Here is a 12,754-nt window from a genome sequence, read left to right as displayed (position 1 = left end):
ATATTCATAGTTTGCTAACTATCAATATACGCCTGTGCCTCCCCCTGTCGTCAACCAGGGGAATGGATGAATTGTTGTTCATGCTGGGCCTTCTGGCCTGCCTGTGCCGGCCTCTTCGCGGGTAAACCCGCTCCCACAGGTGCTGCATAGGATTCAGCCATGCGCGGTACCTGTGGGAGCGGGTTTACCCGCGAAGAGGCCCGGACAGACAACAGAGCATTCAGGGCTGTATCTGGTCTTCCAGCTTCATGGTCAAGGCCAGTGTGCTGCCCATCTGCACCGCCCGGTCACGCCACTCCTGGTAGCGGCCCTCGTCACGGCTGCTGAAGTGCACCGCCAGCTCTTCGGCCGCCTGTACCACCCCCGCAGCTGCCGCCAGCTCCAGCCAGTACAGCGCGGCCTTGAGATCAGCCTCCACGTACAGCCCATGCATCAGCCGGTAGCCCACCTCGAAACGGCAGCGTGCCTCGCCCTGCTCGGCCCCGCGCAGGAACCACTGGTAGGCCTGCACCAGGTCGACCTGCCACTGCAGGCCGCCATCACACACCTCTTCCTCGTACAGGTCACCCAGCGCGGCAGCGGCATGCAGCATGCCCCGCTCGAAAGCCTGCCGATAGCACTCCGCCGCCTGCATGTAAGAGGGCTCGATGCCTTTGCCGAAGTAATGTTGCTGCCCAAGGTTGAACCATGCCGCGGCATTGCCTTGCAGGGCCGCCATGCGCAACAGGTGGCCGGCCAACACGGTGTCAGCACGCCAGTATTTGCCGTTGAGCCAGATCCAGCCAAGGTCGTTGAGCGCCGCCACGCTGCCTTGCAAGGCCTGGCGGCGCAGGTCGACGTACACCGCCTGCAAGTCGCTGGCTTCGTCCAGGCGGCTGACCAGCAGCGAGCGCTGGCTGGGCAACCCTATCCCGGCAAACAGTCGCTGTCGCCTCCCGACAGCGGCCGGTGGGGCAATGACCCGCTCGGGCAAAAGGCGGGCAAGCAGCGAATGGATATTGCTGGCAGCAGACATGTTCATCCTCATTGAACGACACACAACCCCAACCTTCGGCTGTGATGAGGCGTGATTCTGCGTGACGTAACGTCAAAACCTGTCGCGAACGATTCGGCGCCAGGCAACCAAATGCGACTTCCTTGATCTGAGCAGGCTGTGGCCAATTGCCATGACCCACGCCTGCCGCCATCCTATTGCGGCAAGCCTAGACAAGGACGTTATCTTTTGCCGTTCGCCACAACTCGCGCCACCCTCAGCCGACAGTGGGCGCTGCTGCGCCAGTTGCCCAGCCGCTCCCCAGGCATTACCAGCGCCGAATTGGTCTGGCGCCTGCGTGACGTGGGCTTCACTGTCAGCAAACGCACTGTCGAGCGTGATCTCAATGAGCTGTCGCTGATATTTCCGCTGGAGCGCAATGACAAGAGCATCCCGTTTGGCTGGCATTGGTCGGCGAGCGCAGTGGGCGACTTGCGCGGCAATTTCGACTTGTTGACGCACCTGCGCGGTGATGCGCTGCAACCGGCTCGGGGTGAGGGGGTGGAGTTGGTGGCGCGGATCAGCGATACGCTGGCGCGGCAGTTGCGGGTTGCGCCGTTGAGTAGCGACATGCAGCTGACGGCCTTGGAGCACGGGCATCGGTTGCAGGCCACGGTGAGTGACGGCTGGCCACTGCGCTGGTGGCTGTTGAGCCATGGCGATGGGGTGGTGGTTGAGCAGCCGGGCGGGTTGCGGGAGGAGATTGGCAGGATCCTGAGCAATGCGGCGGCGCAGTACCAGAATTTTTAGCCTGTGCTGGCCTCTTCGCGGGCTTGCCCGCTCCCACAGGTACTCTACAGATTCTGAAGTGTGTGGTTTTCCTGTGGGAGCGGGCAAGCCCGCGAAGAGGCCGACACAGGCATACCAGTTAGCGCTGCATCCCCCAACGCCGCACCGTCAGCCGCTCGAGGGTATTGAACACCAGCCCTTCCACCAGCAAGCCGATCAGGATCACCACCGCCAACCCGGCAAACACCTTGTCGGTGTACAGCTCGTTGCGGTTCTGGAAGATGTACCAACCCAACCCGCCTTTGCCACTGCTGGCCCCGAACACCAGCTCGGCAGCGATCAGTGTGCGCCAGGCGAATGCCCAGCCGATCTTCAGCCCCGAGAGGATCGACGGCAACGCCGCCGGCACCAAGATATGCAGCACCAGCCGCAGCCCTTTCAGGCCGTAATTGCGCCCGGCCATGCGCAGGGTTTCCGACACGCCGAGAAAGCCCGCATAGGTGTTCAGCGCCAGCGCCCATAGCACCGAGTGCACCAGCACGAAGATCAGGCTGTTGTCGCCCAGCCCGAACCACAGCAAAGCCAGCGGCAACAGGGCAATCGCCGGCAACGGGTTGAACATCGAGGTAAGGGTGCCCAGCAGATCGCGCCCAAGCTGGGTCGACACCGCCAGGCTGGTGAGGCCGAAGGCCAGGATGATCCCCAGCAGGTAACCCTTGAGCAGAATCACCAGCGACACGCCAACCTTGGCCGGCAACTCACCGCTGACCATGCCGTCCCACAGCGCCGTGGCCGTCTGCAGGAAGGTCGGTAGCAGCAGGTCGTTGCCCTGGTAGCGGGCAATGGCCTCCCACAGCACGGCGATCACCAGCAGGATGACCGCCTTGCGCAACCAGCCGTGCTGCCACAGGCGCTGAGCCAACGGCAGGTTGCGCTCCACAGGCACACTGAGCAAAGGCTCCAGCTGCACCTCGTATTCCTGGCGTACAGGTGTAGTGGTCATGGCTGAAGCTCCTGTCAGTAGGCGATACGGATATCGTTGAAACCAAGATCGTCGGGCTGTTCGGGGGCATCCACCTCATCGAACAGCAAACGATGGATGCGCCGGGCACTGGCCTGGAAGTCGCTACCACCCAGGCTGCCCAAGTCGTACTGGTGGCTGTGCACTTCGGCGCGCACCCGCCCCGGGTGGGGGGACAACAGCAGGATGCGGTTGCCGACCACCAGAGCCTCTTCGATGGAGTGGGTAACGAACAGCAGGGTAAAACGCACCTCCTCCCACAGCAGCAGCAGTTCTTCCTGCATCTTGCGCCGGGTCAGCGCATCAAGTGCCGCGAACGGTTCGTCCATCAGCAGGATCTTCGGCTGCGTGGCCAAGGCCCGGGCAATCGCCACGCGCGCTTTCATACCGCCCGACAGGGTGTGTGGGTAGGCATCGGCGAAGGCGGCCAGGCCGACTTTTTCCAGGTAGTGCAGCGCCCGCTCCTCGGCCTCGGCGCGTTTCAGCTGGCCCGACACCAGCAGAGGGAACATGACGTTCTGTTTCACCGTCTTCCATGGCGGCAGCTGGTCGAACTCCTGGAACACCACGATGCGGTCGGGGCCTGGGCCGCTGACTGGCTGACCTTGCAGCAGAATCTGCCCTTCCTGGGGCGAGATGAACCCGGCCACGGCCTTGAGCAAGGTGGACTTGCCGCAGCCGGAGGGGCCGAGCAGCACGAAGCGGTCGGCACGGTCGACTTCGAAGCTGACCTGGTGGGTGGCCCGCACTAGGCGTTGCGCGGTGCGGTATTCGAGGCTGAGGTTATCCACCTTGAGCAAAGGCGGCGTTGCGACACGGCTCAGGTTGCTGGCCGTGTGGCCTGGCAATGGGGCGGTCATGATCGGTCAGCTCCCCTGCAGCGGGCGTTCATCCTGGAAGAAGTAGTCCTTCCACGATTCCGGCTTGTGCTTGATGGCGCCTACCCGATAGAGGAAGTCGGCCAGCTTGTAGGTGTTTTTTGGCGTGACGGTGAATTCGTACTGCGGGTTGTCGATCAGCTTGATCAACGTGTCGCGGTCGATCTTGGCCTTGGTCACGCGGATGTAGGTGTCGGCGGCGGCCGCCTTGTCCTTCTGGGCGAAGTCCGCGGCTTCGGCCAGCGCATCGACGAAGGCCTTGTAGGTCTTGGGGTTGTCCTTGCGGAATTTTTCGGTGGCGAACAGCAAGGTCGGCGAGTTGGGGCCGAGCAGGTCGTAGCTGTTGAGCACCACGTGCACGTTCTTGTTGGCCAGCACCTGGTCCTGGAACGGCGGGTTGGAGAAGTGCCCGTTGAGTTCGGTGCCGCCGGCCAACAGCGCGGCAGTGGCATCCGGGTGCGGCACGGCCAGGGTGTACTTGTCGAGGCGGTTGTATTCCTTGTCGCCCCATTGCTGGGCGGCGGCGTATTGCAGGAAGCGCGACTGCACCGAAACGCCTACCGCCGGCACGGCGATGCGGTCCTTGTCGGAGAGGTCGGCAATGGTCTTCACGTTGGGGTTGCTGCTGACCAGGTAGTACGGGAAGTTGCCCAGCGAGGCCACGGCCTTGACGTTCTGTCGGCCCTTGGTACGGTCCCACACGGTCAACAGTGGGCCGACGCCGGCACCGGCGATGTCCACCGAACCGGACAGCAGTGCGTCGTTGATGGCCGACCCACCCGACAGCTGGGCCCAATCGACTTCGATGTCGATGCCCTGCTCCTTGCCATGTTTTTCGATCAGATGCTGGTCACGCACTACGTTCAGCAGCAGGTAGACAATGCCGAACTGTTCGGCGATGCGAATCTTGCCTTCTGCTTGCGCCGCGGCGGGGGCCGCCAGGCTGCCTACGACCAGGCTTGCGCCCAGGCCGATGCTTGCCGCCAGGCGGCTGATGGATTTACGCATGATGGGTTTCCTCAGTCGTCAGAACGGGGCATCGCCCTGGATGGTGGTGCGGTAAAGCTTGCGCCGCAGGTGTGCGGGGCAGCCGGTGGCCAGGTGGATCAGCGAGCGGTTGTCCCAGAACACCAGGTCGTGGGGCTGCCACTGGTGGCGGTAGATGTTCTGCTCCAGCACGCTCAGGGCATACAGCTGATGCAGCACGTCGCGGCTTTCGTCACTTGGCAGGCCGACGATGCGGGTGGTGAAACCTTCGCTGACGAACAGCGCCTTGCGGCCGTTTTCCGGGTGGGTACGGACCACCGGGTGGATGACTTCCTGTACCTGCGCCAGTTGCTCGGCGGTCAGGGTCGGGCGCCAGTTGCCTTCGAATTTGGTCTCGGCGTAACGGGCGGTGTAGGAGTGCGCAGCATCACGGCCCTCGATGACCTTGCGCAGGGCCGCGGGTACGGCGTCCCAGGCCTTGTGCATGTCGGCGAACAAGGTATCGCCGCCCTCGTCGGGCAGTTCCTGGGCATGCAGCATGGAGCCGAGGCTGGGCAGTTCCTTGTACGACAGGTCCGAGTGCCAGAACTTGCCGGCATCACCCAGGCCGATGTTCTGGCCGTTTTCGACGATGTTGGAAACGATCAGGATCTCGGGGTGGCCGGCGAGCAGGAACTGCTTGAGCACATGGATCTGCAATGGACCAAAACGGCGGCTGAAGGCGATCTGCTGGTCGGGGCTGATGCGCTGGTCGCGGAACACCAACACATGGTGATCGAGGTGGGCGCGATGGATACGGGCGAAATCCTCGGCGTTGACCGGTTTGGCCAGATCCAGGCCGATGATCTCGGCGCCTACGGCACCGGAGAACGGGCGGATTTCGAAGCGTTGCGGCTGGGCGCTGTCGATGATCGACAAGGCGTTCGAGGCGGCTGACATTTTTCACTCCCACGCAGTGCGCGACTTCAATGGCGCGCAACGATCAGAAACGCACGGGGATTTCCCGTGTGGGTTCAAGTCGTGCGGCGCATCGATTGGTCGACGGGTACGCAGTGGAAGTGACTATATAGTCATAAGAGCGTTATTTTAAATACCGTTAAAGAATAACCATAGCACTGCTGTCAGGGGCGCTACGCAATCAGATCAAGCCGCCCTGCTCTTCTTCATCGATGAGGTTGTTCAGGCTGCTGAGCGCCTTGCGCGCTGTAGAACGGTTGAGCAGCTTGGCCTGCGCACCGGGGGGCAGGTCGGTGATCTTGAACACACCCTTGGCGGTCAGTACATCGATCAGGTCCTCGAGTACGCGGATCATGTCGAGGTCGCTTTGCTTGAGCTGATTGAGGCTGTTTTCCACCACGTCATGGGCAAACCATTCCTGGATATCGGCATGGTCGGCGGGGAGCATTTCGGTGAACTCGTCAAAAGCGGCTGCTTCTACCCGCAGCAACTGGCCAGCGGCATCGCGTTGCACGTAGAACATGGCGGTGTCCCTCGTCACATTGGTTCCTTGGTGGTAGACAGCAGCATAGGCAAAGATCACCAGGCACGCCGGCCCGGCGCCAGAGTATGCGCTGTCATGGAGTTGCGGGAAAGGCCCAGGCACGCGCCCTGTAGGAGCGGCCTTGTGTCGCGATAGGGCCGCAAAGCGGCCCCACGGTTTCGGCAACAATGCCGGAGACCTGGGGGCTGCTCTGCAGCCCATCGCGACACAAGGCCGCTCCTACAGGGACAGCACCAGCCTGAAGCCGGTGATGGCGATGGGCTGCAGAGCAGCCCATTGGCGCATCAGCTGTCCTTGTTGTGGACGATGATGGTCGGGTCAGCACCGCTGATCAACGAGTTGATCGTGGTGTTGGACCAGTTCACCCCTTCCAGCTTGATGGTCACATCGGCGTTGGCGATACCACCGGCGGCATTGAGCTTGCCTTCGCTGCTGACCTGCAGCGTCGTCGTGCCTTCCACCGTGGTGAGCTTCAGGTAGTTGTCGATGGTGCTGCCCTTCTCGCCCTGGAGCAGGTCCTTCAGGTCGATGCGGTCGCCTTCGGCCACCTTGAAGTCCTTGATCACGTCATTGCCGGTATCGCCAGCCTTCCATACGAAGGTGTCGGCACCGCTGCCACCGGTCATGGTGTCATCGCCCTTGCCGCCAAGCAGGATGTCATTGCCTTCACCACCGAGCAAAGTGTCCTTGCCCAGGCCACCGATCAGGATGTCATTGCCCTTGCCACCGTCGAGGGTGTCGTCGCCGCCCTGGCCGAACAGGAGGTCATTGCCCGCACCACCGTTGAGAATGTCATTGCCATCGTTGCTGCGCGAGACATCGAATTCGCTGACGTGCTCGACGATGTACTTGTGCAGCACGCGACCGTCGACATCACCCAGGGCCACACCCAGCTGGCCTGCGACATAGCCCTGTATGGCTTCGACACCGTTGCCGGCGACCGAACCGAAGCTCACCAGGTCACCGAAGATGATGTCGTTGCCATCACCACCGTTGACGGTGTCATTGCCCGGCACGGTGGCTTCGGTGTGGCCCAGGATCGCTTCCGCCAGTTTGCTCGGGTCGATGTTGGTCTGCGGCTTGCTATCGGTGTCGTAGGGCTTCAGGTCGTTGACATTGACCGCGCTGTTCAGGCCGATGGCTTCCACGCCAGACAGGTTGGACAGCAACAGGAAGCTTTGTTGCGAGTTGTAGTCCACATAGTAGTAACCGCTTTCAGCGTAGGAGAACTCAAAGGTGCCATCACCTTGGGCATGCAGCTGTCCAGACGCACCACTGTCGTTGGTCCAGCCCTTTTTGCCCCAGTACTCGGCGGTCATGTTGCCTTTGGCATCGATGCTGAAGCGGTTGTCGCTGCCCACCATCTTGTTGGTGACCACGTCGCCCAACTTGTAGCTGATCGACTTGAGCACGGAATCCACCGTGGTGCCGATGTTCTTGAAGGTGCCCTCACGTTCGCCAGCCTGGTACACGTTCGGCTGGCCGTCGGTAATGAAGAACGTCTGGCGGCTGCCGGTGTTGCCCGCATCCATCAATTGCTTGAACCAGTTGGCGGTGGTCTTGAACGCATCCTCGTAGTTGGTCGAGCCGCTGGAATAGAGCGTATTGAGCGCAGTGTAGAGCGTGCTCAACGCGTTCTTGTCGCCCAGGTTGACCGAAACCGTACTGTTCACCTGGGTGGAGAAGTCCACCAGCAGGATGTTCACTGTGCCGGACTGCGCGCCCTTGACGCTGTTGGCCAAGGTATCGAACACCGACTTCAGCGAGTTGCGCGCGGCATCGACCGCGCTGCCCATGCTGCCTGAGGTATCGACGATGAACGCAATGTTGTAGTCCTGACCCGGCGTCACATGCAGGCCACTGATGTCGGCAACGATGATGTCGCTGGTGGCGGTGCCGGTGAAACTGTCGCTGTCGGTGGTCAGGTTGTTGGCGGTGTAGGTGTCCGGATAGACAGTTACCTTGATCGTGCCTTCGGTGGAGGCTTTGCTGCCGCCCACGCTCTCGGTGGCGGTCGAGGTGACCTTCACATCGAAACTGCCCTGGTAGTACGCCGGCGGTTTGATGCTCAGGCCGTTGAGGCTCCAGCCGGTGACGTCAACCGAAGTGGCGCCGACGGTTACGGTATGACCGGCGCCATCGCTGACCACCGAACCTGCCGGAATGCCGTCCAGCTTGACGCTCAGGCTCTCGGAGCCGTCGGTGTCGGTCAGGTTGGTGGAAATGCCAACCAGCTTGACGGTGCCGTTCTCCGGCCCTTCGTTGAGCTTGTAGCCGTCGTAGTAGCCCTGGCCGTCACTGCCATGGAAATCGGACACGGAAAGCCCGGCGTTACCCATCGCCGCAACGTTCGGGTACATCGGGATGGCCGAGCTGCTCAGGTCGGTCACCGGGCCGTTACCGACCTTGACGTTGATATCCAGGCTGCCCGGGCCGGACTGGTTGGCGTGGTAGATCTCCAGGGTGTAGTAGCCGCTGACAGGCGGCGAGAAGCTGCCGGAGATCGTACCGCCCGCCCCCCAGGTGGCGCCGACCACGCTGGTTTTGCCGATGTAGACCTGCAGGCTGTCATCGGCGGTGCCGCTGAAGGTGTAGGTCTGGCCGGCTTCCAGGTAGATCAGGCCGGAGGTCTTGGAGCCAGTGCCGGCGGCAACGCTACCGCCCGAATCGGCGCTGGTAACCTGCTCGGTCTTGCTGGCACTGCCAGAGTTGGCGAACACGTTCTTCAGCGCAGTACCGCTGATGCCGTTGCCGTTGGTGCCCAGGCCCGTGAGGCTGTTCCAGGTTTCCTTGGTCAGGCCAAGCGAATCGGGGGTGTTGCTGCCGATGTTCAGGCCAGGCTTGTCGGCTACAGGTGCAATATCGACCTTCAGCGTGGCCTCGCCACCAGCAGCGGTACCGTCGGTAGGCTTGTACTTGATCTGGGCATAGTCGGCCTGCTTGTTGCCGACGCCCGTTCCGCCATATCCGTCGATACCCGACTCGTTGGGTTTCGGCACGAACCGCAAGTTGCCGGCAGCGATGTCGGCCTGGCTGACGGTCTGGTTCTGGGCGACGTTGACCCAGGCGGTGCCGTTGAAGAACTGCAGGGAACCCGCTGGCAGCTGGGTGAAGGTCACACCCAGGCTCGACAGGGCGCTGTCGACGTCAGAAATGTTGAAGTCGTTCCAGGTCAGCACCAGCGGCGTGTCTTCGACGCCAGTGACGGCGCCGCCGGTGGCAACCGGTGCGTCGTTGACTGCGATCACATTCACCGTGGTCGTGGCGGTGTTCGAGGTATTAACGCCGTCGGTCACCGTCACGGTAATGATGCGAGGCGTGGTGCTCGGGTTCTCGCTGCTGTTGATGAAGGTGATGTTCTTGATCGCCTGGATATAGTCGGCCAGCGATGCAGCGCCGCTCAGGGTCAGGACTACCTTGCCGTCGGTGCTGTTGGCATTGATCGAGATGCCGTTGACACTGTTGCCCAGGTTCAACGCGTCACCCGGCTGGCGGTTGGTCAGGGTGACCGTCGCGCCAGTCAGCTTCGAGCTGTCGAAGTCGGTGATGGTGACGTCCACATCGCCGATCGACACACCACTGCCTGGCTGGTTCTCGGTGAAGGTGGTCTGGTAGTCGGCACCGGTCTTGCCGCTGGAGTCGTTGCCATCCAGGTCCAGAACCGGGGCTGGCTCGAAGATCTGGGTGGTCACGCTGCCGGCGCTGGAGCTGATGTCGAGCTTCTCGAAGTTGCCGCCAGTGGCCGAATCGATCTTGACCGTGAAGTGCTCGGTGCCCTCGGTGAAGTTGTCCTTGAGGGTCGGGATGGTGAACGTTGCCTGCGTGCTGTTGGCCTTGATCACCACGGTGGCCACGCCGGTGTAGTCCGTGCCATCGGCCGCGGTGCCGGTGTAGGTCAGTTTGACGGTGACGTCGCTCTCGGCCTTGTTGGTCAGGTTCAGGACGTACGTGGCATCGCCACCTTCGGCGACCGCGGAGGTGCCGCTGATGCTGAGGGTGGTGGTCTGGATGGTATCCGTTACCGCAGTGACCGCCGCCGTATCGCTGACATTCAGTTTCTCGAAGTTGCCACCGCTGGTTTCGGTGATCTTCGCCGAAACGTTGCCTGCATCGATATAGACGTCATCGGTAGGCGCCGGAACGGTAACGCTACCGGAGAGCTTGCCCGCTTCGATGCTGATGACGGCGCCGTTGCTTAGCTTGATGGTCATGTCGGTGCCGGCCTTGTTGGTCAAGGTGGCGGTGTAGGTGATCTGGCCACCTTCCTGGACGGTAGGAGTGGCAGTCAGGGTCAGACCGGTATTATCGAGGGTGTCGGTGACTTTGGTCACAGCTGCAGAGTTGCTGATGTTCAGCTTCTCGAAGTCGCCACCGGTGGTGCCGGTGACAGTCACGCTCAGGTTTTCGGCATCGAGGTACACGTCATCGCTTGGGGCATTGATGGTGATCGACGCTTCTTTCGAACCGGCGGCGATGGTGATGGTCTCGCCATTGCTCAGCTTGATCACCAAGTCGGTACCGGCCTTGTTGGTCAAGGTAGCGGTGTAGGTGATCTTGCCACCTTCGGCCACGGTATCCGTCGCGGTCAGGGTGAGCGTGGTGATGTCCGGAGTGGCCGGATTGTCAGTGACAGTGGTCACCGGCTCGCCAACGGCCACGGTCTTCTCGTAGTTGCCACCCGAGATATTGGTGATCTTGTTGGTCAGGTCCAGGTTGGTGTTGTGGACGTTGTTCGGTGCAGTGAACGGTACCGAAGCCGACGACTCGCCCACCGGGATGGTGATGGTCTGGCCGTTGGCCAACTTCACCACCAAGTCCGAGCCGGTGACCTTGTGGTTAACCGACGCGGTGTAGGTCACCACGCCGCCCTCGACCACACTTTGCGTGGCGGTCAGGGTCACGGTGGTGGTGTCGATGGTATCGGTCACCTTGGTCACAGCTGCGGTGCTGCTGACGTCGAGCTTCTCGAAGTCACCACCGGTGGTACCGGTGACGGTCACGCTCAGGTTTTCGGCATCGAGGTACACGTCATCGCTTGGGGCATTGATGGTGATCGACGCTTCCTTCGAGCCCGCGGCAATGGTGATGCTCTCGCCGTTGCTCAGCTTGATCACCAGGTCAGTACCGGCCTTGTTGGTCAGGGTGGCCGTGTAGGTGATCTTGCCGCCTTCGGCCACGGTATCCGTCGCGGTCAGGGTGAGCGTGGTGACGTCCGGAGTCGCCGGGTTGTCGGTGACGGTGGTCACCGGCTCGCCAACGGCCACGGTCTTCTCGTAGTTGCCGCCCGAGATATTGGTGATCTTGTTGGTCAGATCCAGGTTGGTGTTGTGCGCGTTGTTCGGTGCAGTGAACGGTACCGAAGCCGACGACTCGCCCACCGGAATGGTGATGGTCTGGCCGTTGGCCAACTTCACCACCAAGTCCGAGCCGGTGACCTTGTGGTTGACCGACGCGGTGTAGGTCACCACGCCGCCCTCGACCACACTTTGCGTGGCGGTCAGGGTCACGGTGGTGGTGTCGATGGTATCGGTCACCTTGGTCACGGCCGCAGTACTGCTGACGTCCAGTTTCTCGAAGTCACCACCGGTGGTGCCGGTAACGGTCACGCTCAGGTTTTCGGCATCGAGGTACACGTCATCGCTTGGGGCATTGATGGTGATCGACGCTTCCTTCGAGCCCGCGGCGATGGTGATGGTTTCACCGTTGCTCAGCTTGATCACGAGGTCAGTGCCCGCCTTGTTGGTCAGGCTGGCGGTATAGGTGATCGCCCCGCCTTCAGCCACGGTATCCGTCGCGGTCAGGGTGAGCGTGGTGACGTCCGGAGTCGCCGGGTTGTCGGTGACCGTGGTCACTGGCTCGCCAACCGCCACGGTCTTCTCGTAGTTGCCGCCCGAGATATTGGTGATCTTGTTGGTCAGATCCAGGTTGGTGTTGTGCACGTTGTTCGGCGCGGTGAACGGTACCGAAGCCGACGACTCGCCCACCGGGATGGTGATGGTCTGGCCGTTGGCCAGTTTCACTACCAGATCGGAACCGGTGACTTTGTGGTTGACCGACGCGGTGTAGGTCACCACGCCACCCTCGACCACGCTTTGCGTGGCGGTCAGGGTGACGGTAGTGGTGTCGATGGTGTCGGTGACCTTGGTCACGGCTGCAGTGCTGCTGATGTTCAGCTTCTCGAAGTCGCCACCGGTGGTGCCGGTAACGATCACGCTCAGGTTTTCGGCATCGAGGTACACGTCATCGCTTGGGGCATCGATGGTGATCGAGGCTTCCTTCGAGCCAGCGGCGATGGTGATGGTTTCACCGTTGCTCAGCTTGATCACGAGGTCAGTGCCCGCCTTGTTGGTCAGGCTGGCGGTATAGGTGATCGCCCCGCCTTCAGCCACGGTATCCGTCGCGGTCAGGGTGAGCGTGGTGACGTCCGGAGTCGCCGGGTTGTCGGTGACCGTGGTCACTGGCTCGCCAACCGCCACGGTCTTCTCGTAGTTGCCGCCCGAGATATTGGTGATCTTGTTGGTCAGATCCAGGTTGGTGTTGTGCACGTTGTTCGGCGCGGTGAACGGTACCGAAGCCGACGACTCGCCCACCGGGATGGTGATGGT

8 protein-coding genes are annotated in these 12,754 nt (G+C 61.9%); 1 reads left to right on the top strand and 7 read right to left on the bottom strand.

The features are described from left to right. Positions 1–220: 220 nt before the first annotated feature. Positions 221–1,015, bottom strand: coding sequence for a tetratricopeptide repeat protein (locus CAG46_RS26705; RefSeq protein ID WP_025337265.1), 795 nt, complete (start codon positions 1,013–1,015; stop codon positions 221–223). 207 nt (positions 1,016–1,222) lie between these two features. Between CAG46_RS26705 and CAG46_RS26700 the strand changes: the two genes are divergently transcribed. Further along, entirely contained in the window at positions 1,223–1,783 is a 561-nt protein-coding gene (locus CAG46_RS26700; protein ID WP_085619337.1) for a WYL domain-containing protein, read from the top strand. 118 nt (positions 1,784–1,901) lie between these two features. On the opposite strand, the gene CAG46_RS26690 is transcribed toward CAG46_RS26700, so the two are convergent. The 6 genes from CAG46_RS26690 to CAG46_RS28815 form a co-directional block, all read right to left on the bottom strand. Then, positions 1,902–2,765, bottom strand: a complete 864-nt coding sequence (locus CAG46_RS26690) for an ABC transporter permease (protein ID WP_015268522.1) — start codon at positions 2,763–2,765, stop codon at positions 1,902–1,904. A gap of 14 nt (positions 2,766–2,779) precedes the next feature. Beyond that, entirely contained in the window at positions 2,780–3,643 is an 864-nt protein-coding gene (locus tag CAG46_RS26685; RefSeq protein ID WP_085619335.1) for an ABC transporter ATP-binding protein, read from the bottom strand. 6 nt (positions 3,644–3,649) lie between these two features. Continuing rightward, positions 3,650–4,669: an ABC transporter substrate-binding protein gene (locus CAG46_RS26680; protein WP_025337262.1), complete on the bottom strand. Its 1,020-nt coding sequence runs from the start codon at positions 4,667–4,669 to the stop codon at positions 3,650–3,652. Positions 4,670–4,687: 18 nt separating this feature from the next. Further along, entirely contained in the window at positions 4,688–5,587 is a 900-nt protein-coding gene (locus CAG46_RS26675) for a TauD/TfdA family dioxygenase (RefSeq protein WP_085619333.1), read from the bottom strand. Positions 5,588–5,786: 199 nt separating this feature from the next. Continuing rightward, positions 5,787–6,128 (bottom strand): hypothetical protein, encoded by a 342-nt coding sequence (locus CAG46_RS26670; RefSeq protein ID WP_025337260.1) that lies wholly within the window; start codon positions 6,126–6,128, stop codon positions 5,787–5,789. A gap of 305 nt (positions 6,129–6,433) precedes the next feature. Next, on the bottom strand, positions 6,434–12,754 hold a 6,321-nt coding region (locus CAG46_RS28815), incomplete at its 5' end, for an immunoglobulin-like domain-containing protein (protein WP_143493574.1).

This window comes from Pseudomonas sp. B23(2017), assembly GCF_002113725.1.
GTDB classification, from domain to species: Bacteria; Pseudomonadota; Gammaproteobacteria; order Pseudomonadales; family Pseudomonadaceae; genus Aquipseudomonas; species Aquipseudomonas putida_Z.
This window is presented reverse-complemented; position numbering and strand designations above follow the sequence as displayed.